This is a genomic window from Pseudomonas sp. W3I7, from assembly GCF_030816095.1.
In the GTDB taxonomy this organism is placed as follows: domain Bacteria; phylum Pseudomonadota; class Gammaproteobacteria; order Pseudomonadales; family Pseudomonadaceae; genus Aquipseudomonas; species Aquipseudomonas salomonii.
The window spans coordinates 3,784,505-3,808,702 of sequence record NZ_JAUSXP010000001.1; the positions used below are offsets into that span (position 1 = coordinate 3,784,505).

At 60.8% G+C, this 24,198-nt stretch carries 22 protein-coding genes and 1 pseudogene; 9 read left to right on the top strand and 14 right to left on the bottom strand.

Annotated features, from left to right (window positions below; all coding sequences use genetic code 11):
- Position 1: 1 nt before the first annotated feature.
- Positions 2-745, bottom strand: a complete 744-nt coding sequence (locus tag QF043_RS17390) for an SDR family NAD(P)-dependent oxidoreductase (RefSeq protein ID WP_307419515.1) — start codon at positions 743-745, stop codon at positions 2-4.
- A gap of 138 nt (positions 746-883) precedes the next feature.
- On the opposite strand from QF043_RS17390, the gene QF043_RS17395 reads away from it, so the two are divergent.
- Complete coding sequence (locus QF043_RS17395; RefSeq protein WP_307421425.1) at positions 884-1,771, top strand: AraC family transcriptional regulator; 888 nt, start codon at positions 884-886, stop codon at positions 1,769-1,771.
- 196 nt (positions 1,772-1,967) lie between these two features.
- Here QF043_RS17395 and QF043_RS17400 read toward each other — a convergent pair whose 3' ends face one another.
- The 6 genes and pseudogenes from QF043_RS17400 to QF043_RS17425 form a co-directional block, all read right to left on the bottom strand.
- Positions 1,968-3,710, bottom strand: coding sequence for an ABC transporter substrate-binding protein (locus tag QF043_RS17400; protein WP_065930235.1), 1,743 nt, complete (start codon positions 3,708-3,710; stop codon positions 1,968-1,970).
- A gap of 48 nt (positions 3,711-3,758) precedes the next feature.
- The gene (locus QF043_RS17405) at positions 3,759-4,031 is read right to left on the bottom strand and encodes a DUF2160 domain-containing protein (protein WP_305460043.1); all 273 of its coding nucleotides are present in this window, start codon (positions 4,029-4,031) and stop codon (positions 3,759-3,761) included.
- A gap of 11 nt (positions 4,032-4,042) precedes the next feature.
- The gene (locus QF043_RS17410; protein ID WP_003174634.1) at positions 4,043-4,843 is read right to left on the bottom strand and encodes a carbohydrate ABC transporter permease; all 801 of its coding nucleotides are present in this window, start codon (positions 4,841-4,843) and stop codon (positions 4,043-4,045) included.
- A 10-nt stretch (positions 4,844-4,853) separates the two neighbouring features.
- Positions 4,854-5,724: pseudogene (locus tag QF043_RS17415) on the bottom strand (carbohydrate ABC transporter permease).
- Positions 5,721-6,818 (bottom strand): ABC transporter ATP-binding protein, encoded by a 1,098-nt coding sequence (locus QF043_RS17420; protein ID WP_099488668.1) that lies wholly within the window; start codon positions 6,816-6,818, stop codon positions 5,721-5,723. Before QF043_RS17420 ends, QF043_RS17415 begins: the two are co-directional and overlap by 4 nt.
- Complete coding sequence (locus tag QF043_RS17425; protein WP_138815601.1) at positions 6,818-7,912, bottom strand: ABC transporter ATP-binding protein; 1,095 nt, start codon at positions 7,910-7,912, stop codon at positions 6,818-6,820. The genes QF043_RS17420 and QF043_RS17425 overlap by 1 nt, the downstream gene beginning before the upstream one ends.
- Before the next feature lie 351 nt (positions 7,913-8,263).
- Between QF043_RS17425 and QF043_RS17430 the strand changes: the two genes are divergently transcribed.
- A complete protein-coding gene (locus tag QF043_RS17430) occupies positions 8,264-10,081 on the top strand; it encodes a sigma-54-dependent Fis family transcriptional regulator (protein WP_307419517.1) in 1,818 nt (605 codons plus the stop codon).
- Position 10,082: 1 nt separating this feature from the next.
- On the opposite strand, the gene QF043_RS17435 is transcribed toward QF043_RS17430, so the two are convergent.
- The 3 genes from QF043_RS17435 to QF043_RS17445 form a co-directional block, all read right to left on the bottom strand.
- Positions 10,083-11,015: a FecR family protein gene (locus QF043_RS17435; RefSeq protein ID WP_307419519.1), complete on the bottom strand. Its 933-nt coding sequence runs from the start codon at positions 11,013-11,015 to the stop codon at positions 10,083-10,085.
- Positions 11,012-11,554: a sigma-70 family RNA polymerase sigma factor gene (locus tag QF043_RS17440; protein WP_307419520.1), complete on the bottom strand. Its 543-nt coding sequence runs from the start codon at positions 11,552-11,554 to the stop codon at positions 11,012-11,014. Before QF043_RS17440 ends, QF043_RS17435 begins: the two co-directional genes overlap by 4 nt.
- Before the next feature lie 271 nt (positions 11,555-11,825).
- Positions 11,826-13,940, bottom strand: a complete 2,115-nt coding sequence (locus QF043_RS17445; RefSeq protein ID WP_307419521.1) for a TonB-dependent receptor domain-containing protein — start codon at positions 13,938-13,940, stop codon at positions 11,826-11,828.
- A 241-nt stretch (positions 13,941-14,181) separates the two neighbouring features.
- Between QF043_RS17445 and QF043_RS17450 the strand changes: the two genes are divergently transcribed.
- From QF043_RS17450 to QF043_RS17460, 3 genes are read left to right on the top strand one after another with little or no spacing between them, the layout of a single operon-like run.
- Complete coding sequence (locus tag QF043_RS17450) at positions 14,182-14,340, top strand: hypothetical protein (RefSeq protein ID WP_307419522.1); 159 nt, start codon at positions 14,182-14,184, stop codon at positions 14,338-14,340.
- Between the two features lie 5 nt (positions 14,341-14,345).
- Complete coding sequence (locus tag QF043_RS17455) at positions 14,346-14,972, top strand: helix-turn-helix domain-containing protein (RefSeq protein WP_307419523.1); 627 nt, start codon at positions 14,346-14,348, stop codon at positions 14,970-14,972.
- Positions 14,973-15,023: 51 nt separating this feature from the next.
- The gene (locus QF043_RS17460) at positions 15,024-15,533 is read left to right on the top strand and encodes a hypothetical protein (protein ID WP_307421427.1); all 510 of its coding nucleotides are present in this window, start codon (positions 15,024-15,026) and stop codon (positions 15,531-15,533) included.
- A 240-nt stretch (positions 15,534-15,773) separates the two neighbouring features.
- Here QF043_RS17460 and QF043_RS17465 read toward each other — a convergent pair whose 3' ends face one another.
- From QF043_RS17465 to QF043_RS17475, 3 genes are all read right to left on the bottom strand, one after another.
- Positions 15,774-16,073 (bottom strand): hypothetical protein, encoded by a 300-nt coding sequence (locus QF043_RS17465; RefSeq protein ID WP_305459266.1) that lies wholly within the window; start codon positions 16,071-16,073, stop codon positions 15,774-15,776.
- Between the two features lie 130 nt (positions 16,074-16,203).
- Positions 16,204-17,412, bottom strand: coding sequence for a serine hydrolase (locus QF043_RS17470; protein WP_307419524.1), 1,209 nt, complete (start codon positions 17,410-17,412; stop codon positions 16,204-16,206).
- A 56-nt stretch (positions 17,413-17,468) separates the two neighbouring features.
- Positions 17,469-17,840, bottom strand: a complete 372-nt coding sequence (locus QF043_RS17475; protein ID WP_307419525.1) for an OmpA family protein — start codon at positions 17,838-17,840, stop codon at positions 17,469-17,471.
- A 235-nt stretch (positions 17,841-18,075) separates the two neighbouring features.
- On the opposite strand from QF043_RS17475, the gene QF043_RS17480 reads away from it, so the two are divergent.
- Entirely contained in the window at positions 18,076-18,990 is a 915-nt protein-coding gene (locus tag QF043_RS17480) for a LysR family transcriptional regulator (protein WP_307419526.1), read from the top strand.
- On the opposite strand, the gene QF043_RS17485 is transcribed toward QF043_RS17480, so the two are convergent.
- Entirely contained in the window at positions 18,991-19,731 is a 741-nt protein-coding gene (locus QF043_RS17485) for a hypothetical protein (RefSeq protein WP_307419527.1), read from the bottom strand.
- Between the two features lie 291 nt (positions 19,732-20,022).
- On the opposite strand from QF043_RS17485, the gene QF043_RS17490 reads away from it, so the two are divergent.
- The 3 genes from QF043_RS17490 to QF043_RS17500 are packed head-to-tail and all read left to right on the top strand — an operon-like array spanning position 20,023 to position 24,072.
- Positions 20,023-20,481, top strand: coding sequence for a (2Fe-2S)-binding protein (locus QF043_RS17490; RefSeq protein ID WP_305459262.1), 459 nt, complete (start codon positions 20,023-20,025; stop codon positions 20,479-20,481).
- Complete coding sequence (locus QF043_RS17495; RefSeq protein WP_056857939.1) at positions 20,481-22,718, top strand: molybdopterin cofactor-binding domain-containing protein; 2,238 nt, start codon at positions 20,481-20,483, stop codon at positions 22,716-22,718. The genes QF043_RS17490 and QF043_RS17495 overlap by 1 nt, the downstream gene beginning before the upstream one ends.
- Positions 22,719-22,734: 16 nt before the next feature.
- Positions 22,735-24,072 (top strand): cytochrome c, encoded by a 1,338-nt coding sequence (locus QF043_RS17500; protein WP_307419528.1) that lies wholly within the window; start codon positions 22,735-22,737, stop codon positions 24,070-24,072.
- Positions 24,073-24,198 lie beyond the last annotated feature (126 nt).

Sequence of the window (24,198 nt, forward strand, 5' to 3'; positions counted from 1 at the left end):
TTCAGATGATATAGCCGCCCGCGACTTCGATAGTCTGGGCATTGATCCAGGCACCTTCTTCCGACAGCAGCAGGGCAATTACCCGTGCCACATCTTCCGGTTCACCTACGCGGCCCAAGGCAGTCTGCCCAGCCAGCAACGCTTCGAACTCATCGTTCAAGCCGCCGCCCAGTTCGGTGCGGATGGCGCCGGGGGACACTGCGTTGGCGCGGATTCGCCGTTCGCCGAACTCCTTGGCCATGTAGCGGGTGAGTACATCCAGGCCACCTTTGAACGCGGCATAAGGCGCAACGCCCGCCGTTGCAATACGCGTCGTGGCGCTGGTCAGGTTGACGATACTGGCGTGCTCTTGCATCAGCGGCAGCAGCGTCTGGGTAAGGAAAAACGGGCCTTTGAGGTGAACGTTGAACAGACCGTCGAATTGCGCTTCGCTCACCGATTCAAGAGGGTTGAACAGCCCGTAACCGGCGTTGTTGACCAGCCCGCTCAAGGTCCCTACGCCCCAAGTGATGTGAAGCGACTGCATTACGGCATCACGGAACGCAGCAAAGGTGCTTACATCAGCAACGTCGAGTTTCAGCGCTACAGCCTTGCCACCCGCCGATTCAATCCGCTGCACCACCGTCTGCGCTGCGTCCGGGTTACGGTTGTAAGTGAGGATCACACCATGCCCCTGGCGAGCGCACAGCTCGGCGGTGCTGGCACCGATCCCGCGGCTGCCTCCGGTAATCACAATGACACTCATAGCCTGCTCCACTGCTGAAAAGTTGAGCGACCACAATAGCCATCGCCGTGCACGTGGACGCAGCCGTTCCTACTGCAATCCTGCCTGTTTCTGCTTTTTGCTTGCGCAGGGTCTGCAGGAAGGCACAGCATGCTCTCCATGAATACTCAATTGATCGAACTGCGCGCCTTGGCTGCCAAGGCCGAAAACCGCCGCACCGAGACCGGTATCCCGCGCGTGGCGATGGTCCAGGGCGCCATACCGGAGCATATGCTCGCGGCGGTGTATGACCCGATGATCAACCTGATCCTGCAGGGCAGTAAGTGCATGACCGTCGGCGACCGCACCCTGCATTACGACCCGGCGACGTATTTTGTAATGTCCATCGAGCTGCCCGCCGTGGGTGTGGTCAACCCGGCGAGCAGCGGTGAGCCTTACCTGGCGGTCAGCCTGACGCTGGACCCGACGGTGCTCGCCACGCTGCTCAATGACTTGCCGGCACCCACTGAGCGCTGCGAACAGGCAGCCGGCTTTTCAGTGGCAGCCGTGACCCCGGCCTTGATGGATGCGTGGGTGCGCATGCTGCGCCTGATGGGCGACCCATTGGCGATTGCCGCGCTGGCCCCAGCCTACGAGCGAGAAATTCTCTACCACGTGCTGCAAGGCCCCCATGGCTGGATGCTGCGCGAGATTGCCGCGCCGGACACCGCCATGGCGCGGGTCAGCCGGGCCATCCAGTGGATCCGCCGCGATTTTGCCACCACGATTGGCGTGCAAGCGCTGGCGCAAGAGGCGGCGATGAGTGTTTCGGCGTTTCATCGGCACTTCAAGGCGGTCACCAATCTGAGCCCATTGCAGTATCAGAAGCGCGTGCGCCTGTTGCAGGCGCGCACGTTGATGGTGGCCAGTGCCAGCAGCGTGACCCATGCAGCGTTTGAGGTGGGGTATGAAAGTGCGACCCAGTTCAGCCGGGACTATGCGCGGGTGTTCGGGTTGCCGCCGGCACGGGATACGGCAAGGATTCTGCGCGAAAACACAGGCCGTTAATGTGGGAGCTGGCTTGTCGAATCGTCGCACCGCTGCGATAGCATCAACTCGGTATACCTGATGTACCGAGGTGTCTGCATCGCAGCGGTGCGACGATTCGACAAGCCAGCTCCCACAGGTGATCGAATCGGTTTTGAGGTGTGTACTCCAAGCAAAAAAACGGCACCTGAGTGCCGTTTTGTCCAACCCAATGCGCTTACTTGCGCGCTGCCTCCCACTGCTTCAACAGGTCACCATAAGCCACGGTCTCACCTTTAGGTTTCTCATTCGCCAGCTTGGGCTTGGGCGCACCCGGCTGGTCAAACCAGTATTGCGCATCCCGCTCCGGGTTCATTTTCGGGCCGCACACCGGCTGCACCTTGGAGCGCTCCAGGCGCGTCATGATCGCGTCCTGTTCCTTGGCCAGGTTGTCCAGCGCCTGTTGCGGGGTTTTCTCGCCGCTGGCCGCTGCGGCGATGTTGCTCCACCACAACTGCGCCAGGCGTGGATAGTCCGGCACGTTGGTGCCGGTCGGCGTCCACTCCACCCGCGCCGGGCTGCGGTAGAACTCCACCAGCCCGCCGAGTTTCGGCGCCATGTCGGTCATGGCCTGGGAGTTGATGTCGGACTCACGAATCGGCGTCAGGCCAACGATGGTTTTCTTCAGCGACACGGTTTTTGAAGTCACAAACTGCGCGTACAGCCAGGCCGCAAGCTTTTGCTTCTCGGGCGTGGACTTGAGGAAGGTCCAGGAACCCACGTCCTGATAGCCTTTCTTCATGCCCTTTTCCCAATACGGCCCGACCGGCGACGGCGCCATGCGCCATTTCGGCGTGCCGTCGGCATTCACCACCGGCAGGCCCGGCTTGGTCATGTCGGCCGTAAACGCGGTGTACCAGAAGATCTGCTGGGCGATATTGCCCTGGGACGGCACCGGGCCGGATTCGGAGAAGGTCATGCCCGCCGCTTCCGGTGGCGCGTAGGCTTTCATCCAGTCCACGTACTTTTGCGTGGCAAACACCGCGGCCGGGCCGTTGGTGTCGCCGCCACGGGTGACGCTGGAACCCACCGGGTGGCAGTCCTCGACGCGAATGCCCCACTCGTCCACCGGCAAGCCGTTGGGCAGGCCCTTGTCGCCGCCGCCAGCCATGGAGAACCAGGCATCGGTGAAGCGCCAGCCCAGGGACGGGTCTTTTTTGCCGTAGTCCATGTGCCCATAGATGCGTTTGCCGTCGATTTCCTTGACGTCTTCGCTGAAGAATTTGGCAATGTCTTCATAGGCCGACCAGTTCACCGGCACACCCAGCTCGTAGCCGTATTTTTCCTTGAACTTGGCTTTGAGGTCCGCACGTTCAAACCAATCGGCGCGGAACCAGTAGAGGTTGGCGAACTGCTGGTCGGGCAACTGGTAGATCTTGCCGTCCGGCGCGGTGGTGAACGAGATGCCGATAAAATCCTTGATATCCAGAGTCGGCGAGGTGAAGTCCTTGCCTTCGTTGGCCATCAGGTCGGTGATGGATTCGGTCTTGCCATAGCGAAAGTGCGTACCGATCAAGTCAGAATCGTTCACCCAGCCGTCATAGATATTCTTGTCGGACTGCATCTGGGTTTGCAGCTTCTCCACCACGTCGCCTTCTTGCAGCAAGTCGTGGGTCAGCTTGATGCCGGTGATTTCGCTGAAGGCCTTGGCCAGTACCTTGGATTCGTACTCGTGGGTGGTGAGGGTTTCCGACACCACGTTGATCTTCATCCCACGAAACGGTTCCGACGCTTTGATAAACCACTTCAACTCTTCGAGTTGCTGGGCTTCGGTGAGGGTGGACGGTTTGAATTCGCTGCCGATCCATTTTTTTGCGGCATCTTCATACGCATCGGCCCAGGCCGTGGCGCTCAAACCGCTTAAGGCCAGTACGGCGGCCAATGAAATGCTATGTCGCAGCTTATTGTTTTTATTCAACATAGAGACCTCCTGGTGGTTTATTCATAAGGGCACTAGTTCATAAGGGCACTAGCCCCAACGCATCACACTCAACAGCCATACCAGGGATAGCGCAGACGCCACCCAGATGCTCCAGTCGGTAACGCCGATCACCAGCAAATGCAGGTAGGCGCTGCCGAGAAGACCGATAAACAAACGATCACCACGGGTGGTGCTGATCGGCAAAAAACCGCGCCGAGGAATACTCGGCGAACGCAGTTCCCAGGTGGTCATGCCTGCCAGCAGCAGGCCAATCGCCACAAAGAACAGTGCGGTGGGGGTGGTCCAGGCCATCCATTCCATCATCGAACCCTCTAGACCCGGCCCAGGGCAAAGCCCTTGGCCACGTGGTTGCGAACAAACCAGATCACCAGCATGCCCGGCAAGATGGTCAACACCCCCGCCGCTGCCAGCACGCCCCAATCAATGCCGGAGGCCGAGACGGTGCGTGTCATCACCGCCGCAATCGGCTTGGCGTTAACCGAGGTCAAGGTGCGCGCCAGCAGCAGTTCGACCCAGGAAAACATGAAGCAGAAAAACGCGGTCACGCCGATACCGGAGCCAATCAACGGGATAAAAATCTTCACGAAAAACTTGGGAAAACTGTAGCCGTCGATGTAGGCGGTTTCGTCGATTTCCTTGGGCACGCCGGACATGAAGCCTTCTAGGATCCACACCGCCAACGGCACGTTGAACAGGCAATGCGCGAGCGCCACGGCGATGTGCGTATCGAACAGCCCGATGGACGAATACAGCTGGAAAAACGGCAGCAAAAACACCGCCGGCGGCGCCATGCGGTTGGTCAGCAGCCAGAAGAACAGGTGCTTGTCGCCCAAGAAGCGATAACGCGAAAACGCATAGGCCGCCGGCAGCGCCACGCTCAGGGAGATCACCGTGTTCAGGCTCACGTAGTACAGCGAGTTGAGGTAACCGGTGTACCAGCTCGGGTCGGTGAAGATCACCTTGTAGTTGGCCAGGGTAAAGTCCTGCGGAAACAGGGTCAGCCCGCCGAGGATTTCGGTGTTGCTCTTGAAGGACATGTTCAGCAGCCAGTAGATCGGCACCAGCAAAAACAGGATGTAGATCAGCAGCGGGATAACCTTGCGCTTGCTCATGTTGGCGGCCTCAGCGGTTGGCGTCGGAATGGGTCATGGCGGTGTAGAACAGCCAGGACACCAACAGGATGATCAGGAAGTACACCAGGGAAAACGCTGCCGCCGGGCCCAGGTCGAATTGGCCTACGGCCATTTGGGTCAAGGTCAGTCTGACTGAGGAAGGTGGTGGCGTTACCCGGCCCGCCGCCCGTCAGCACGAAGGGCTCGGTGTAGATCATGAAGCTGTCCATAAAGCGCAACATCACCGCGATCAGCAGCACGCTTTTCATCTTTGGCAACTGGATATGTCGGAACACCGCCCAAGCGGATGCGCGATCAATCCGCGCCGCCTGGTAGTACACGTCCGGAATCGCACGCAGACCCGAGTAGCACAGCAGCGCCACCAGTGACGTCCAGTGCCACACGTCCATCACCAGCACCGTCACCCAGGCGTCCATGGTGTTGGCCGCATAGTTGTAGTTGATGCCCATGGCGTTAAGCGTCGAGCCCAACAGGCCAATGTCGGCGCGGCCAAAAATCTGCCAGATGGTGCCGACCACGTTCCACGGGATCAGCAGCGGAATCGCCAGGATGATCAACACCAGTGACGACCAGCGGCCCTTGGTCGGCATGGTCAGGGCGATGGCGATGCCCAGCGGGATTTCGATCAGCAGCACGCAGGCCGAGTAGATGAACTGGCGCAGCAAGGAGTCATGCAGGCGTGGGTCGAGCAGCACCTGTTTGTACCAGTCGGCGCCGACAAAGTAGCGGCTGGACTGGTCGAAAATGTCCTGCACCGAATAGTTGACCACGGTCATCATCGGGATCACCGCGCTGAACGCCACCAGCAGGAACACCGGCAACACCAGCCACCAGGCCTTGTTGTTCTGCACCTTGTTCATGGCTGCACCTCCAGCAGGTAGTCATCGGCGTACACCATCAACCATTGCGCGGGAAAACTGATGGAGGCTTGGCCTTCGGGCACCGGTTTGTCTTCGGCCAGGCGCACTTTCAACGGCGCGCCGTCGAGGTTGAGGGTCATGATCTTGTAGGTGCCGAGGTCTTCCACATGCACGACATCAGCCTGCAGCGCGTCAGGGTTGTACTCGTCCCACACGTGGATAAATTCCGGGCGGATACCCACCTGCAGCTTTTTGTAGTCCGCCTCGCGCAGGCGCTGTTGCAAGGCCTCGGATAACGGCAGCAACGTGCTGGCAAAGCGCACGCCACCGGCTTCGGCCTGCACCTCGATCAGATTCATCCCGGGGCTGCCGATGAAATAGCCGACAAAGGTGTGGCTGGGCCGCTCGAACAGCTCACGCGGCGTGCCGAACTGCACAATCTGCCCGCCATACATCACCGCGATTTTGTCAGCAAAGGTCGACGCCTCAAGCTGGTCGTGGGTGACGTAGACCATGGTGATATTGAACTGCTCATGAATCTGCTTGAGCTTGCGGCGCAGTTTCCATTTGAGGTGCGGGTCGATCACCGTCAGCGGTTCGTCGAACAGGATCGCCGACACGTCATCGCGCACCAGGCCACGGCCCATGGAAACTTTTTGTTTTTCATCGGCGGTGAGGTTGCGGGCTTTTTTGCTCAGCAGGGCTTGCAGGTCGAGGACTTCGGCAATTTCCTGCACCTTGCTGTGAATTTTCGCTTCGGCCATGCCCTGGTTTCGCAGGGGGAACGCCAGGTTGTCGAACACCGTCATGGTGTCGTACACCACCGGGAACTGGAACACCTGGGCAATATTGCGTTTCTCGGGAGTGAGGTCGTTGACCACTTTAGCGTCAAACAACACCTGGCCTTCGGACGGGCTGAGCAAGCCGGAGATGATATTGAGCAATGTCGACTTGCCGCAGCCTGACGGCCCGAGCAAGGCGTAGGCACCGCCCTGCTCCCACACATGGTTCATGGCCCGAATGGCGTAGTCCTCAGGGCCATTGGGCGTAGGGCTGTAGCTGTGCGCAAGGTTCTGCAAATGGATCTCGGCCATCAGGCAACCCTCGCAACGCGGCGCCCAGGAGCCTGGACCAAACGGCCCTGACCATCGAACACAAAGAGTTTATGGGTGGGGATATACACACGAATGGGCGCGTCAACGTCGTACTCATGGACGCCCGGTAAGTGCAGCACCAACAAAAAGTGCTCGCTGCGCACATGCAGGAAGGTTTCCGAGCCGCTGATTTCGGCCACTTCCACGGTCACCGCCAGTTCCAGGTCATCGTCGTTGCTCGGCACCAGGCTGATATGGCTGGGGCGCACGCCAAAGCGGAACTCGCCTTCGCCAATCGGGCGCAGATCCACGTTCAACGGGAAGTGCACGACATTGGCAAAACTCACTTCATTGCCACTGATACGCCCCGGCATCAGGTTGATCGGCGGCTCGGAGAACAGCTCGGCGGCCAGCACCGTCTGGGGCTGGTGATACACCTCGGCAGCCTTGCCGCTCTGGATCACCCGGCCTTCGTGCAGGATGGTGGTGGTGCCACCGAGGGCCAGGGCTTCATTGGGTTCGGTGGTGGCGTAGATGGCAATGGTGTGGCGCGCCTTGAACAGTTCGCGCATTTCCTGACGCAGCTCTTCGCGCAGTTTGTAGTCCAGGTTCACCAGCGGCTCATCGAACAGGATCAGCTCGGCGTCTTTGACCAAGGCGCGGGCCATCGCCGTGCGTTGCTGCTGGCCGCCGGAAAGCTCCAGCGGGTGGCGTTGCAGGAATTTCTCGATGCGCAGCATTTGCGCGGTTTCCAGCACCTTGCTGTGGATCAGGTCGTTGGACACACCGGCCTGACGCAACGGCGAGGCGATGTTTTCGAACACGGTCATGGTCGGGTAATTGATGAACTGCTGGTAGACCATCGACACGTTGCGCAGGCGCACCGGCTTGTGGGTGACATCCACGCCGTTCATCAGGATGCGGCCGCTGTCGGGCTTGTCCAGCCCGGCCATCAGGCGCATCAGGCTGGTCTTGCCGGACAGCGTGCGGCCGAGCAATACGTTGAAGGAACCGGCTTCGAAACGCAGGTTGGCGTCGTCGATCCAGGTTTGGCCTTCGACGACGCGGGAGACATGTTCCAGGGTCAATGACATGACACGCCCTTTTTATTATTGGAATGATTCTGGCCATTCGTAGCAGCGAGTTTCGTGCCAGAAGTGGCAGGTGCTTGATCTGTAAGGAAATGCGCCGAACAGGATGTTCAGGCATGAACACAAATGAACAGCCAGCGCTGAACATCTGAACAGCGGGCGGGTTGACATTGAACAGTTCTGAACAACAATCGATGGGCGCCACAGATTTAATGTGGTAGCTGGCTTGCCTGCGATAGCGATGGTCCAGCTTGCCAATTCGGTGGCTGACAAACCGCCATCGCAGGCAAGCCAGCTCCCACAGTTGGACGGCGTAAGGCTTGATAACAATAAAAATAAAAGAAGGTCGCCCCCATGGCCGAACCCCTCGCACACGACACCCTTATCCAGGAATCCTGGCGCCGTTGCCGCGCCTTCGGCCTGGACCACCACAGCACGCCCAGCTTCGATCAACTGCCCGCCGAAGGCATCAGCCAGTTACTCGAAAGCCAGCATTCGCTGGTGCAGACCACCCATCAGGAAGTGCTGCCCTACTACGAAAACATCCTCAGCAATTCCAACTGCCTGATCATGCTGGCCGACAATCAGGGCCAGGTGCTGACCTCGTGGGGCACCCAGCGTTTTATCGAGCCGAAGCTGGCGCGCGGTTTCAGTGCCGGCGCCAGTTGGATGGAGCGCGCCAGCGGCACCAATGCCATCGGCACCGCGCTGGCCTGTGCCCAGGCGGTGCATATCGAGCACGATGAACACTTCCTCAAGGCCAACCGCTTCATGACCGGCTCCGCGGCGCCGATCTTCGATGCCCAGCGCGAAATCATCGCAGTGCTGGATGTGTCCAGCGACAGCTACCTGCCGCCCTCCCACACCTTGGGCATGGTCAAGATGATGAGCCAGACCGTCGAGAACCGGCTGATCCTCAACCTGTTTCGCGGCGAGCATTTTCAACTGACCTTCAACACCGGCCTGAACAACCTCGACAGCCAGTGGGCGGGCCTGATCATTTTTGATGACAGCGGCCAGGTGCTGTCGGCCAACCGCCGCGCCGATAACTTGCTGGGCATCAGTTTGTCGCGGGTGTTGATCGACAGTTTGTTCAAGGTCTCGCTGCTGGAGTTGTTGAATCAACCCGAGGGCTTGCCGTTTTCGTTGCAGGCGGCGGGCCGCAATCGGTTCCAGTGTTTATTGAAGCGGCCGCAGAAAATGCCGGTGCAGGCGCGGGTCTTTGCTGAGCCCAAACCCAGCAAACCTGCGCCGACGAGCATCCAGACCCTGCATTTTGGCGATGTGCGCGTGGAAAAGGCCGTGCGCCAGGCCGAGCGACTGTTGGAAAAGGACATTCCGTTGTTGATTCACGGCGAGACGGGCGTCGGCAAAGAGGTATTCGTCAAAGCCCTGCACCAGGCCAGCTCGCGCAGCAAACAGGCGTTCATTGCAGTTAATTGTGCAGCGATCCCCGCCGAACTGGTTGAGTCCGAGCTGTTTGGCTATGAAAAAGGCGCCTTCACCGGTGCCAACCAGAAAGGCAGCATCGGCCTGATCCGCAAGGCGGACAAGGGCACGCTGTTTCTGGATGAAATTGGCGATATGCCCCTGCCGACCCAGGCCCGCTTGTTGCGGGTGCTGCAGGAACGCTGCGTGCAGCCGGTGGGCAGCAGCGAGCTGTTCCCGGTGGACTTGCGCATTATCTCGGCCACCAACCGTGCCCTGCGCGACTGGGTGCAGGCCGGGCGTTTTCGTGAAGATTTGTACTACCGCATCGGCGGCCTGACCCTGGAACTGCCGCCCTTGCGCGAGCGTACCGACAAACAGGCGCTGTTCCAGCAGTTGTGGCAGCAGCACCGTGAGCCGACCCAATGGGCCGGGCTGAGTGCCGAGGTGCTGGCCTTGTTCGAGCAGCACCCGTGGCCGGGCAACCTGCGCCAGGTCAGCAGCGTGTTGCAGGTGGCGCTGGCAATGGCCGAGGAGCAGCCGGTGCGACCAGAGCATTTGCCGGATGATTTCTTCGTCGATTTGAATGTGGCGGCGCCCTTGCCCACCCGCCAAAGCCTGGAGGACAGCAGCGACCTGAACCAGCGCCTGAAAGCGGCGGGCGGCAACATCTCCCATCTGGCGCGGGAACTGGGCGTAAGCCGCAACACCCTGTACAAGCGCCTGCGCCAGCACGACGGTTGATCTAGAGCGGTTTGACCACCACCATCAGGTCGGTGAAGTACTCCACCCGGATCGGCAGATTGTCGGCCAGCGCCGAGAGCGCCGCCGCCGTGTCGTCGAGTTTGAACACCCCGGACACCCGCAGGTTTTTCAACGCCTGGGCATCGAAGCGCACCAAGCCGTGGCGGTAGCTGGCCAGGGTTTGCAGCACCTCACTCAGCGGTTGGTCGTTGACCTTGAGCAGGCCACGGGTCCAGGCATCCGGGTCGGCGCTGGCGCTCGCCTGTGCAGGCCCCGCGTGGCCATGATCAACAATCGCGCGCTGCCCGGCCGTGACTTTGACGCCCTCGCCCGTGTCGCCTTGGACCGCCACAGTGGACTCGATCACCGTGACCACGGTGCTGCCGTCCGCCGCACGCTTGACCAGATAACGCGTGCCCAAGGCCGTGGCCGTGCCTTGATCGGTGCGTACCACGAACGGCCGTTGCGCGTCCTTGGCCACGTCAACCCACAGCTCGCCTTGCAGCAGTTCGATCACGCGCTGGTGGCCGTCGAATTTCACGTCCACCGCCGAGTTGCTGTTGAGCTGCAACTGGCTGCCGTCTTCAAGGGCGACCTGGCGGCGCTCGCCGATGCCGGTGCGCTGGTCGGCCATCCACACCGGCATGTGCTGCACACCGAACCAGCCGCACAGCACTACGCCGAGCACACCCAAGGCCTGCACCCTGCGCGAACGTTGGGGCGCAAAGGCGCGATTCAGAGCGATGCGTGCCGGTTGCGCGGGCAACGTATCGAAGTCACCCCAGAGCGAGCGCATACGCTCGATGGCCACGGCATGGCGCGGGTCGGCCTGGCACCAGGTATTGAAGGCGTGGCGCTCGGCATCGCTGACGTCTTCGTCGTGCAGCCGCGTCAGCCAATTCGCCGCTTGTTGAATGATGTGTTCGGAGTTCACGGCAACGGCTCCGCCCCGTACAGGCTGTGGTAGCAATGCACCAGCGCGGTGGACAGGTAGTTTTTGACCGTGCTGGATGACACCTCAAGGCGCGTGGCGATCTCACTGTAGGTGAGCCCGTCCAGGCGGCTTAACAGGAAGGCTTCACGGGTTTTCGCCGGCAGGCCGGCGAGCATCTCGGCGATGCGCTCCAGGGCTTGCAGCGCCACGTGGATGGCGGCCGGGTCGGGCATGCCGGCGTCTTCACACTGCACCACCAAGGCTTGCAGGTAGGCCTTTTCGATCCGGCGGCGGCGCGCGCCATCGATCAACAGGCGCCCGGCAGTGGTGGCGAGAAAGGCGCGAGGTTCCTTGATGGCCTGCGGATCGGCCAGCATCAACACGCGGATAAACGCATCGTGGGCCAGGTCGGCGGCGTAGTGGGAACAGCCGAGTTTTTTGCGCAGCCAGCCGTGCAACCAGGCATGGTGCTCGCGGTACATCGCCGTAAGGGTCTGCTGACGGGCGCAATCGCCCGGCGCGGCCGGAATGTCATGCATGCGCAAAAACTTCTCAAATGGGAAATATTACCAATTGCGCAAACAATGCCAGTAAAACGGCGACGGGGCAAGGGCCACTCGGGTGGCCCGGATGCCGTGGGCGGGCTTGTGTGGGAGCTGGTCTGTATGGATGCTGGCTTGTGTGGGAGCTGGCTTGCCTGCGATGCAGGCGCCTCGGTCATTCAGTGAACTGAGGTGATGCCATCGCAGGCAAGCCAGCTCCCACACAAGCCAGCTCCCACAGTTCGACCTCGGTGACAGTTAAATCAGCTTAACGCCAGCTCCAGGACACGCCGGTATAGATTCCGCGCCCATCGGCCGGCGTAGACCGCGCCACATCCACCCCCTTGTCGTCATACCCCGGTGTGACGGTATTGGCATAACGCCGATTGGTGAGGTTGCGCAGATCAACCCAGGCTTGCCAGTCCTGTTTCGGCGCGTCATAGCCGAAAGTGGCGCCCAGCGTTGTGTACGCCGCGGCGTAGTAAGAGTTGGCGTAATCCACCGCCACCCGTGAAGCGTGCTCGGTGTTGAGGCTGGTGTAGAAACCGGTCGGGTGGCTGTAGCGCACTTGCGCCTGGTAGTAATGCTTGGGGATGCCCGGCAAGGTGTTGGCGCCGAAGCGGTCGTCGTCGCGGTAGTGGAAATCGCTGTAGGTGTAGGCCTGGCGCAAGGCCACCTGGCCATTGCGACCGCCGTCCCACAACGGGCTGAGCAGGCTCAGTTCCACGCCTTGGTGCACGGTGGGGCTGGCGTTGGCTTCGGCGACAACGGCGCTGCTGGTCTGTGTCTGCGCCTGGGTTTCCACCGTGAGCAGTTCGTGACGCACTTCGGAGCGGTACAGCGCCAGGTCCCACTGGCCGAACCATTGCTCACCGCGCCCGCCTATCTCCAGGGTGGTGGCGGTCTGATTGCGCAAGCTCACGCCTTCGCGGGCCAGTCCGTTAGCGGGGCCGCCCGAAAAGTACTTGTTGGAACCCCAGATCATCGACCACGCGTGCGGCGGCTCGACCGAACGGCTGAGGTTGCCGTACACCTGCAACTGCGGGGTGATGTCATAGCGCAGGCCAATGCGCGGCGCGTAGTCCCAATCATGCTGACTGAGCGGTGCCTGCCCTTCGGGGTAGCTGACCTGGGTTTCGCGGCGGGTGTAGATCGCCGCCAGGCCGGTGGTCAGCCACAGGTCTTGCGCCAGTTCCAGTTCGTTGCCGATATGCAGCACCGTGTCGGACCCCAGGTAGCTGTAGTCGCGGGTTTTGGTGCCCGGGGCGTAATAGGTGGCGGGGTTGCCGGAAGGCACGCGCACATACTCCGAGGCGCCGTTGTTGGGCATCGCCTGGGTGGTGCGCAGGCCAACGGTGGTTTTACTTGCGTGGCCGAACCAACTGTCCTGGCGGATGTAGTTCAGGGTGCCGCTGACATCCGTGTAGGCGACTTTCAGGCGGTTGAGCCCCTCGCGCAAATCCATCGGGTAGTCGTGGTAGGCCAGCCCCACTTCGACACGGGAAGTGTCATCGAGCTGCAAGGTGGTCTTGTTGGCGATCCAGGTCGAGCCCGGCTGCAGACGTTTCGAGTCACGGGCGGCGTTGAGGCGGTTGGCGGCGGTTGGGTCGTGGCTGATCTGGTAGCGCGTCAACTTGCCGGGGCTGTCGTTGGTGGTCTCGCGGTAGCGAAAATAGAAGCGTGTCTCCAGGTCCGGGTTGAAGCGGTAGCCAAAGTTGGCCGCGATGCCCTTGCCGGTGCCGGCGCTCTGGTGCTGGTAGCCGTCGGATTCAGAGTCGGTGAGGCTGATGTAGTAGTCGGCGTCGCCCAGCACCTGGCCGGAGCTGATTTCGCGCTGGGCATAACCGCGACTGCCCACTTCGTAGCGTACCTGCAACTTCGGCGCGTCATAGCCGGTGTGCGTGACATAGTTGACCGAGCCACCCAGGGCCAGGGCGCCCTGGTCAAAACCGTTGGCGCCGCGCAGCACCTCGACGCGGCTTTGCCACAGCGGGTCCTTGAGTTCATAGGGCGTGCCGCCGGGGCCGGTGAGCGGCAAACCGTCGAGCATTTCATACAGGCCCGAGGCGTGGGAGCCGGGGCTGCGGTTCAGGCCCGAACCGCGGATCGACAGCTTCACCCCTTCATTATTCGCCGCCTTGGCGTAGACGCCGGCCTGGTACTTGAACACGTCTTCGTTGGTGCTGACGCGCCCCTGCTGCACGCTGCTCATATCGATGAAGTTGGTGCCGCCGGGCACGCTCTTGAGCTGCGCCTGGGCCACTTCGGCGGCGCTGGCTTCGCTGCTGGAGACCTCGACCGGGGCCAGTTGCAGGGTGTCGGCGTGCGCCAGTGAACTGAGGGTCAGGGCGGCAAACAGCAGTGGGGGTTGGCGCAACAACATGGGTTAAATCCTTGGCATTCGGGGGCGTGACAAAGCCTGGGCCATCACGCGAACAGTGATGGGAAGCCAGGCAGGCTCACCAGGTCACGCTTAATTAACGGACCAGACCCCTCCCACAACAGCCTCGGACCGGGATTATTTTCTAAGTCCAAAATTGCATTAACACATGCAAACTCAGTATTTAAAGAAATAACCAGCACGCATTACTGTGGGGTCATTGAGTCGCTCACGAGATCCCGCCATGCACACATCCGCCAGCGTTATTGACTTCACCCTCCACCGCAAACGCCGCCAGGCACGTGCCGCGGCCGAGCTGATGTGGGCCATGTACGCGGCACGCGCGGGGCTTGCGGTGTTCACCGCTCACACCGCTGCGACCAGTGATACGCGCCGGGCGTAACGCCGATGAATTTTTTACAGGTACTGCCCGAATCAGCCGAAACACTGCCAAAACCTGCGATTGAGGATGACGACACCAGCCTGTGCGTGGCGCAGAACCTGCAACGTTTACGCAGTAAACGCCACCTCTCGCTGGACGGGCTGGCACGCGCGTGCGGCGTGAGCCGTGCGATGCTGGCGCAGATCGAGTCCGGGCGCAGCGTGCCGTCGATCAAGGTGCTGTGCAAAATCGCCAAAGGCTTGAAGGTGTCGGTCGCGGCCTTTCTGGAAGACCGTGCGTTTGAAGGCGTCGAGGTGTTGCCGGCGCAACAGAGCAAACGCCTGGTGAGTGCCGACGGGGCATTCGTCAGCCGTGCGTTGTTTCCCTTTGATACCGCACGCCAATCGGAATTTTACGAAATCCGCCTGCGTGCGCTCGGCGAGGAAGTTTCAGCCGGTCACGGCCCCGGCATTCAGGAAAACCTGGTGGTGGCCCAGGGCGTACTGGAAGTCAGCGTCAACGATGAGCGCTACTTGCTCTCCACCGGCGACTCGATCCTGTTCTACGCCGACCAGCCCCACCGCTACCGCAACCCGGCGGACAGCGAGGCGGTGGCATTTTTGGTGATCACCTACCCGGAACGCCTGGACTGAATGCAAAAAGCCCCGACAAGTCGGGGCTTTTTATTGGCGAGCGGTCAGCAGGTGCAGCACATCATCGGCATGCCGTTGCAGCTCATCATCATTGGCATGGCGCAGTCGTTCATCAGCGTGTTCATGAGCATGCAGCAGTTTTCCATCATGGCCATGCTCATGCCTGGCATCGGCATCATTTTGCACATCATGCTGTCGCCCATCAGGGTGCATTCCATCATGCACTTGATCATCGGCATTGACATGCCCATGGTCATCATCGGCATGTTCATGTCAGCCATCATCTTCATGGCATCGGCCGACATGCACAGCATCGACATGTTTGCGCACTGCATCATCATCGGCATGCCGCAGTTCATCATCATCGCCATCATCTCGGCGCTGGTCTTGAACTGCGCCATGTCCATACCGGCCGCCGGCTTCATGGTGCACATCATGGCATCGCCGGCCATTTCGCACTTCATGGTCGCCATCATCATCGGCATGCCCATCATCGGCATCATTGGCATGGACGTGTTCATCGGCATCTGCATTGCATTCATCATGTTCGAAACTCCGTAATCGACAGGAAATGGCTAAGTTCTGGCGCCGATTCTAGAGACGCCGAGCGACGGCGCAAGACGACGGCAGAGCAGCACAAACGGCTGTTCGGGAGCTTGCTTGGGTGACCAAGACAGCGACGCTTTACGTGATAACAGACGAATCGCTGCAAAGACGTTTAAAGCTGCTACTGACACCGCATAAACGTCAGCATGGATATGCGATTAAAGCCTTTCGACCTCACTTAAGGAAATAAACGATCTAACCCGAGGGCAAAACCCGGTAATCGGTCTCGTCCGTCAGCGGTTCGATCGTGCGCATGAAATCATCCGCCTCAGACCCCCTGGGGAAACTGAACCCCGCCATTTCATCGCATGCCAGGATCTCGGCCAAGGCTTTGCGTAACTGAGACTCCGCCGGCGAGTCACGCAGCAGTTTATGTGCGGTCAATAACACCTCGGCAGGAACGCCTTGGGCGCTTGCCACATCGATTACCGCAAAGAGAATAAATCGCAGGCGAACTTCGCGATCCGTAGGCCAAACCGTTTTTCGCTTACCCAAGGTAGGCACTCATCCGTTGAGAAAAGCCCGAGGCTATTGCCCACCGAAGGGTGTTTCAAGCGTGGGGACTCAAGATAGGCCATTTCCTACATAGCTTAGGGAAAAGCCGTACTTACGGAACGCTTCAGGGTCACGCGCAGGACACGCAAAGACCGCACAGTTGTAAAAGTTTCAACACTAAAAAGTCCCATGCCCGGCGCAACAAGCCACCCTCTTCTACCGACTCCATAACGACCAGCGGGGCTTGAGCAATGGACTCACCGCCCCGTTGAAAGTCGATCACACCCACCACCTGCCCCTTCGCCAGCGGCGCCCTCAGCACCGGCTGGTTCAAAATGGCTGTGGCTTGCAGTGCGTCACCCAGTCCGGACGGGACCACCACGGCGCCTTGATCGCCGGCATTCAAACTGACCGTAGCAACGTTACCCGACCACACGCGTTTGCGCGCAAACACCTGATCGGGCGTAATCACGACGCGCCGTTCAAACGTGCGCGCCCCCCATTTCAGCAGCTTTTCGGAGGCCTGAAAGCGTGTACGGTCATTGGTGGCGCCCAATACCACCGCGATCAGGCGCCTGCCCTCCACCACTGCCGAAGACACCAGACCAAAACCCGACGCTTTTGCGTTGCCCGTCTTAAGGCCATCCACCTCAAGCCCTGTATTCCATAACAACCGATTGCGGTTGTATTGGCGGATACCTTTGTAGGTAAATTCACGCTGTTTGTAGAGAGCATATTCATCGGGCACATCATGAATCAACGCCCGGCTCAAGCTGGCCAAGTCCCTGGCGGTACTGAACTGCCCTGGCGCCTCCAGACCATGCACGGTCTTGAATTGAGTATCCGCAAGCCCGAGCTTGCTGGCATAGTCGTTCATCATCTGCACAAACCCCGCCTGCCCGCCGGCAATAAAGTCTGCAAGGGCAATGCACGCGTCGTTGCCCGATTGCACCACCATGCCTTTATTCAGATCATCGACCCGTACCTGGCTGCCCGGCTCTAGAAACATCAACGAGGAACCGCGCAGTTGCGGGTTACCGGCTGCCCAGGCGTCAGGATTGATAGTGACTGGATCCTGTGCAGTGATTGACTGCGAGTGCAGGGCCTGGCCGACCACATAACTGGTCATGATCTTGACCAGGCTGGCCGGGTCCATGCGCTCATCGGAATTGGATGCCGCGAGCACGTTGCCACTTTCGTAGTCCATCAATAACCAGGAGGTGGCGGCAACCTGCGGCGCGGCAACTTGGATTTGCGAGTGGGCCACTAATGAATAAAACAACAGGAACAACGTACTCACGACGCCTTTGAACTTGCGAACACACTTAACGATCTTCATAAACTCCGACAACCTGTTCTTCCATCCTTCAACTCAAGCCTGGCGACTTGAATACTTCAGCCGCGCAACCCTTGAAACTCGATAACAGCACGCCGGTTCCGTTTATCCGCTATCTCGTCTTCCCCCAACTGCGCAGGGTAAAGATCCGCGTAAGACACCACTTGCACCTGCCCCAGCAATACACCTTGTTCAACCAGGCAATTGCGAATCGCCGTGGCCCTGGCCTGCCCCAGCACAATGTTGTCCTGGAAACCGCCCTGGCTGTCGGTATGGCCTTCGACAATCAACTCGACCGACGGGTTATCAATCAACACCTGAGCGATGTACTTGAGGTCGACTGCGGTCTCTTCGCTTACCGTGCTACTGCCCGAGTCAAAATAAACAACATAGGTTTTCGACGCTTCCTCCTCATCGGAATATTGCTGCAACTTACTGTCCGCAACGTCATTAGCCTCACTGATTGAGAGCAACTGCGCACGTTGCGCCTCGTGTGTTGAATCAGCACAACCACACAACATGCCAGCCGCTACGGCCGCATACATCCACTTAAACACACCTGCCTCCCAACACTAAACACAGCCACAAGAGACTGAACCGTTCAATTGAGAGGAAATAGTGAACACCTGTAAGATATAGATCAACGCGCCTTATGAGCTATCTGATATGAACTCAATTGATATCAATGAAATTGACCTGAACCTGTTAAAAGTCTTTGAAGCCCTGATCGAAGAAGGCGGCGCCAGCCGGGCGGCCATCCGGCTGGGCGTGACACAGCCGGCCGTCAGCTCGGCACTCGCCCGTTTGCGGCATGTTTACGCTGATGCGCTGTTTGAACGCACCGGTCGCGGGCTGCGACCAACGGTGAAGGCCCGCGAACTGACGCCGTTGGTGAATGATGCGTTGAGCCGTTGTCGACAGGCGCTTTCGTTGTCCATTGGCAGCCCGCATATCGAAGGCCGGACTATCGCCATCGGCGTGTCCGATGACGTGGAGATCGCCCTGGGGCAATCCCTGTTGTCGATGGCCAACGAGCGCCTGCCCGGCTTGCGCCTGGTGTTTCGGCAGACTCACAGTGGGTTAGTCCAGGACATGCTGATGGGCCAGCAAGTGGATATCGCCATTTCCGCGGGCGGCCTGTCTTCGCCGCTGATCACCCGGCAACGCCTGGGTGAAGGCAATTACCTGTGCATCACCGCCCAGGCCAACACCCCGCCCGCTACCCCTGAAGCTTACGCCCGCAGCCCGCACCTGTTGGTGTCATCCGGCGGCTTTGTGGGGATTGTCGATGAAGGCCTGGCAGCCGTGGGCCTGACTCGAACGTTCAAAGTCTCCACCTCGCACTTCGCCGCCGTGCCCTTTTTGCTCTGCGGCTCTGACCTGCTGACCACCGTGCCGACGCACGCGGCCCGGGCGATGGAAAAAATCAGCCCGCTCAAGACATTCGCCTGCCCGGTGCCGATGCCCTCCTATGAACTGGCGATAGGCACGCGGGTGGGCTCAAAGCATGACAACGCGCTCAAGGTGGTGAAAGACCTGATCGTGGAGGCCAGTCAACACTGCTTTTACTTGAACCCGTAATCACTGCACCGGCAAGAAATTCATCAGCAGCAAACTCTGCGCATAGTTGAGCGCCACACGTCGGTAGCGTTCATCGAGCATCTGGGCGAGCAGGTCCAGGCGCGCAACCACTTTGCCGAACTCGACGGCAAAGCTGAGGTTGCTGCCTTCCTCCGATATCTCGTTGGAAAACAGCAGCAACACCCCGTTGGCGTCCTGGCGCTGGCTGAGCAGCCAGGTGGCTTTCTCGATATTACGTGCGGCGTTGCTGACAAACTGCGGGTTGATCGAGTCGGTCATATAAAACTGGGTGCGGCCGCCATGGGCGGTCACCAGCATGCTGCCGATCGCGTAGATAAACGCGCCGACCCGGTCGCCCTTGAAATCCGGGCTTAACGAGTAACTCAAGGCCGCGAGATCGCGCCGCTCGCCCAGGGCCGGCAGCGGTTGCTGCTGCTCGATGGCTTGGCGGATTTCGCGCGCGGCGCTCACCGCATCCGGGTAACCGGATTGGCGCCACTGGCTGGGGTTGCGCAGGTAAAGCTTGCTCATCAGCAGATACAGGCTTTGCAGGTTGTCGCGCATGCTCAAGGTTGCCATGCGGTCGACGCTGGTCTGAAAGAACTCATCGGGCCTGCCATTGCTGAACTGGCTGGCGATATCGCGGCCCTGCTGCTGGCTGCAACCGCTGGCAAACAGTGCCAAAAGAACCGCCAAAAACAACGGCCAGCGGGAGATACAAGTATGTGACGTTCGATCCATCGGCACCGGGTCTGATTGTGCTGCCCACACTCTGAATGAGTGGGGTCATGACAGGGGTAGATCAGGAGAATCAAAAAAAGTGCGGCGAGCCGGGTCGGATCAGAGGTTGCCTACGCGCCAGATAGCGCATTCCTGCGAAATACTTGCCTGATCCTCCGACTTATCGACTGGTGGATAGATAGCCTTTGCGCCTTGGTCTAGAGTGCAACGATGGGCCACACGTCCCACTCTTCTTATAAGAGCTCAAAAGAGCTCAGCACCACCAACCGATGATCAGCAGGTAAACCCGCCATGGAATTACGTATCAACCAAAAGACCTACCAGGTCGATGCCGACGCCGACACGCCGCTGCTGTGGGTGATCCGCGACGACCTCGGCATGACCGGCACCAAGTACGGCTGTGGCCTGGCCCAGTGCGGTGCGTGTTCGGTACTGGTGGACGGCAATGTGGTGCGCTCCTGCGTTACCCCGGTGGCGGGTGTGGTCGGCCGCGAGGTCACGACCATCGAGGCCATTGAGGACGATGCGGTGGGCAAGCAGGTGGTCGCCGCCTGGGTCGAACATCAGGTGGCGCAATGCGGTTATTGCCAGTCCGGGCAAGTGATGGCGGCCACGGCGCTGCTCAAGCACACCGCCGCGCCGACGGTCGCGCAAATTGATGCCGCGATGGTCAACCTGTGCCGCTGCGGCACCTATAACGCCATCCACACCGCCATGTATGACTTGGCCAAGCAGAAGGAGCGCGCCTGATGAATACGCGCAACGAACTGCTTGATGTGGCCCTGGGCGACCCGGTCAACCTGTCGCGCCGACGTTTTCTGGCCAGCACCGCCGTGGGCGCACTGGTGATTGGTTTCGGCCTGCCGCTGGGTGGCGGCCGCGCCTTCGCGGCCACCGCCAACCCTACGGAACGCGGCACGCAGGTGCCGGCGTTTCTCGAGATTCGCCCGGACGGCACGGTGCGCCTGCTCAGCCCCTTTATGGAAGGCGGCCAAGGCACCCACACCGCCATGGCGCAAATTGTCGGTGAAGAATTGGACGCCGACCCTGCCACCTTTGTCGTCGAAGCCGCGCCACCGGGCGATGCCTATGTGGTGATGGAAAACGGCATGCGCATCACCGGCGGCAGCATGTCGGTGCGCATGAGTTACCCGACCATGCGCCGCCTGGGCGCCCTCGCCCGCGCCATGCTGTTGCAGGCCGGCGCCGAGCAACTGGGCGTGCCGGTCGCGCAACTGACCACCACCCCCGGCCGCGTGGTACACGCCGCCTCGGGCCGTTCGCTGGGCTACGGCGAACTGGCCAGCCGCGCCCTCGACATGCCGGTGCCTGACCCGTCCACTATCACCCTGCGCGACCCAAGCCAGTTCCGCTGGATCGGCAAGCCGGTCAAACGCCTGGATGCCTACGACAAATCCACCGGCAAGGCGCAATACAGCATCGACCTCAAGGTCGACGGCATGCTCCACGCCGCCGTGCAACATGCGCCGCGCCTGGGCATGACCGTGGGCAGCCTGCGCAATCAGTCCCAAGTCGAAGCCATGAAAGGCGTGCACTCGGTGCATCAATTGCCTGGCGCCGTAGCCGTGGTGGCCGAGCGCTGGTGGCACGCCAAGCGTGCAGTAGAAGCTATTCAGGTCGAATGGCTGGAAGCCGCCGCCGACTCTACTGTGCGCGCCATGCCGGCAGACTTTTCCAGCGACAAATACCGTGACTTCCTCGCCGCCCAGCAAGGCCCGGCCCGCGACGAAGAAAACGAAGGCGACGTCAACGCCACACTGGCAAACGCCAAGACCAAGGTCGAAGCCACCTACCACAACCAGTACGTCAACCATGCCCAACTGGAGCCACCATCGGCCCTGGCGCGCTATAACCCGGACGGCACGCTGGAAGTCTGGCTGCCCAACCAGGCACCCGACATGTTCCGCGCCGACATCGCCAAGCGCACCGGGCTGGACGTGTCGAAGATCACCTTGCATTCGCCGTTGCTGGGCGGCTTTTTCGGTCGGCATTTCCTGTACGACTCGGCCAACCCGTACCCGCAGGCCGTCGCGCTGGCCAAGGCCGTTGGCCGCCCGGTCAAGCTGATCTGGAGCCGTGAAGAAGAGTTCCTGCGCGATGTATTGCGCCCGGTCGCGGTGGTCAAGTTCCGCGCGGCGCTGGATGACAAAGGCTTGCCGGTGGCCATCGAAGCCGTGAGCGCCACCGAAGGCCCATCCGAGGCCATCGCCGGCAAACAGGGCGACAAAATCGACCCGACAGCCCTTGAAGGGTTGTCGGGCAAGTCCTACGCGATTCCCAACAAACGCATCGCCCAGATCTACGTCAAAGGCCCGACCATGCTTGGCTACTGGCGTTCGGTGGGCAACTCGCTGAATGACTTTTTCTACGAAGCCTTCCTCGATGAGCTGGCCGACAAAGGTGGCCATGACCCGTACGAGTTGCGCCTGCACCTGCTGCGCGACAACAAACGCCTGACCACCTTGCTGCAAGCGGTGGGCGAATTGTCCGGTGGCTGGAAGCGTGGCCCGTATACCGCCGAAGACGGCAGCCGCCGCGCCCGTGGCGTGGCCATGGCCTCGCCCTTTGGCTCGCACGCGGCGGTGGTTGCCGAAGTGTCGATCGAAAATGGCCAGGTCAAGGTGCATCACATCTGGGAAGCGATTGACCCTGGCAGCATCGTCAACCCGGCGATCATCGAGGCCCAGGTCAATGGCGCCGTAGCGTTGGGCTTGTCACAAACGTTGGTGGAAGAAGCGGTGTACGTGGACGGTAAACCACGGGCGCGCAACTACGACCTTTACCCGATCCTGCCACCCTCGCGGATGGCCAAGGTGCACGTAAAGATCGTCGAGAGCGGCGAAAAGATGGGCGGTATCGGCGAGCCGCCGCTGCCCGCAGTGGCGCCTGCCGTGGCCAATGCGGTGGCGCACTTGACCGGCCAGCGCATCCGCAGCCTGCCCTTGAGCCGCTACACCTTCGCCTGACCGACAAGGAACGCCTATGAACAACCAACGATTGGCTAGAACCGCTGGCTGGCTGGTGCTGGCCGGCGCAGTCGCCGCCGGCCTGCTGGCCTGGTACGTCACCCGTCAACCGGCTTCGCCGTTTGAACAGGCCAATGCCACCGCCGACCCGACACTGGTCAGCCGTGGCGAATACGTCGCCCGCGTCAGTGATTGCGTGGCCTGCCACAGCCTGCCTGGGAAAGCCCCCTTTGCCGGCGGCCTGGAAATGGCCACGCCGCTGGGCGCCATTCATGCCACCAACATCACGCCAGACAAGAACGTGGGCATCGGCACCTACAGCCTGGCTGACTTCGACCGCGCCGTGCGCCACGGCGTGGCGCCGGGTGGGCGACGGCTCTACCCGGCCATGCCCTACCCGTCCTACGTAAAACTCAGCGACGACGATGTGCGTGCGCTGTATGCGTTTTTCATGCAAGGCGTGCAACCGGCCAGCGAGCCGAACATCCCCAGCAGCATTCCGTGGCCGCTGAATATGCGCTGGCCTATCGCACTGTGGAACGGCGTATTCGCGCCGACTAAAACCTATGCCGCCAAACCCGAGCAGGACGCGTTGTGGAACCGTGGCGCCTATATTGTCCAAGGCCCTGGCCACTGCGGCAGTTGCCACACGCCGCGTGGGCTGGCGTTTAACGAGAAGGCATTGGACGAGTCTGGCGCGCCGTTCCTCGCCGGTGCCCTGCTCGACGGCTGGTATGCACCGAGCCTGCGCCAGGACCACAACACTGGCCTGGGCCGTTGGAGCGAGCCGGAGATTGTGCAGTTCCTCAAGACCGGCCGTAATAAACACGCGGTGGTGTATGGCTCGATGACCGAGGCATTCAACAACTCCACGCAGTTCATGCAGGACGACGACCTGGCCGCCATTGCGCGTTACCTCAAGTCGCTGCCGGGCGACCCGCAGCGTGACGGTTCGCCGTGGCAATACCAAGCGGTTGCCGCCGACGCCAGCGCCCCAGGCGCCCACACCTACGCGACCCGCTGCGCCTCCTGCCACGGCCTGGACGGCAAAGGCCAGCCGGAGTGGATGCCGCCTTTGGCCGGTGCCACCTCAGCCCTGGCCAAGGAAAGCGCCTCGGCGATCAACATCACCCTCAATGGCTCGCAACGCATCGTGACCGCCGGTGTGCCGGATGCGTACCGCATGCCAGCGTTCCGCGAGCAACTGTCCGACCAGGAAATCGCCCAGGTGTTGAGCTACGTGCGCGGTACATGGGGCAACAATGGCGGCGCGGTGGACGCTGCGGCGGTGAATAAGCTGCGCGGGCATACGGACCCGGCGAGCAGCAGCCCGATTATCCTGCACATGCGCTGACAGATCGTTCACCCGCATGGGAACGATCTGATTGAATGCCTTAAATCCGCAACCCCGCCTGCCTGAACACAATAAAAACTGTGGGAGCGGGCTTGCTCGCGAATGCGGAGGGCCAGACACATAGAT

Bases quoted from the DNA above. Each gene is read 5' to 3' on its own strand.
- QF043_RS17390 (WP_307419515.1), bottom strand. From the start codon at position 745: ATGAGTGTCATTGTGATTACCGGAGGCAGCCGCGGGATCGGTGCCAGC.
- QF043_RS17395 (WP_307421425.1), top strand. From the start codon at position 884: ATGAATACTCAATTGATCGAACTGCGCGCCTTGGCTGCCAAGGCCGAA.
- QF043_RS17400 (WP_065930235.1), bottom strand. From the start codon at position 3,710: ATGTTGAATAAAAACAATAAGCTGCGACATAGCATTTCATTGGCCGCC.
- QF043_RS17405 (WP_305460043.1), bottom strand. From the start codon at position 4,031: ATGGAATGGATGGCCTGGACCACCCCCACCGCACTGTTCTTTGTGGCG.
- QF043_RS17410 (WP_003174634.1), bottom strand. From the start codon at position 4,843: ATGAGCAAGCGCAAGGTTATCCCGCTGCTGATCTACATCCTGTTTTTG.
- QF043_RS17420 (WP_099488668.1), bottom strand. From the start codon at position 6,818: ATGGCCGAGATCCATTTGCAGAACCTTGCGCACAGCTACAGCCCTACG.
- QF043_RS17425 (WP_138815601.1), bottom strand. From the start codon at position 7,912: ATGTCATTGACCCTGGAACATGTCTCCCGCGTCGTCGAAGGCCAAACC.
- QF043_RS17430 (WP_307419517.1), top strand. From the start codon at position 8,264: ATGGCCGAACCCCTCGCACACGACACCCTTATCCAGGAATCCTGGCGC.
- QF043_RS17440 (WP_307419520.1), bottom strand. From the start codon at position 11,554: ATGCATGACATTCCGGCCGCGCCGGGCGATTGCGCCCGTCAGCAGACC.
- QF043_RS17445 (WP_307419521.1), bottom strand. From the start codon at position 13,940: ATGTTGTTGCGCCAACCCCCACTGCTGTTTGCCGCCCTGACCCTCAGT.
- QF043_RS17450 (WP_307419522.1), top strand. From the start codon at position 14,182: ATGCACACATCCGCCAGCGTTATTGACTTCACCCTCCACCGCAAACGC.
- QF043_RS17455 (WP_307419523.1), top strand. From the start codon at position 14,346: ATGAATTTTTTACAGGTACTGCCCGAATCAGCCGAAACACTGCCAAAA.
- QF043_RS17470 (WP_307419524.1), bottom strand. From the start codon at position 17,412: ATGAAGATCGTTAAGTGTGTTCGCAAGTTCAAAGGCGTCGTGAGTACG.
- QF043_RS17480 (WP_307419526.1), top strand. From the start codon at position 18,076: ATGAACTCAATTGATATCAATGAAATTGACCTGAACCTGTTAAAAGTC.
- QF043_RS17485 (WP_307419527.1), bottom strand. From the start codon at position 19,731: ATGGATCGAACGTCACATACTTGTATCTCCCGCTGGCCGTTGTTTTTG.
- QF043_RS17490 (WP_305459262.1), top strand. From the start codon at position 20,023: ATGGAATTACGTATCAACCAAAAGACCTACCAGGTCGATGCCGACGCC.
- QF043_RS17495 (WP_056857939.1), top strand. From the start codon at position 20,481: ATGAATACGCGCAACGAACTGCTTGATGTGGCCCTGGGCGACCCGGTC.
- QF043_RS17500 (WP_307419528.1), top strand. From the start codon at position 22,735: ATGAACAACCAACGATTGGCTAGAACCGCTGGCTGGCTGGTGCTGGCC.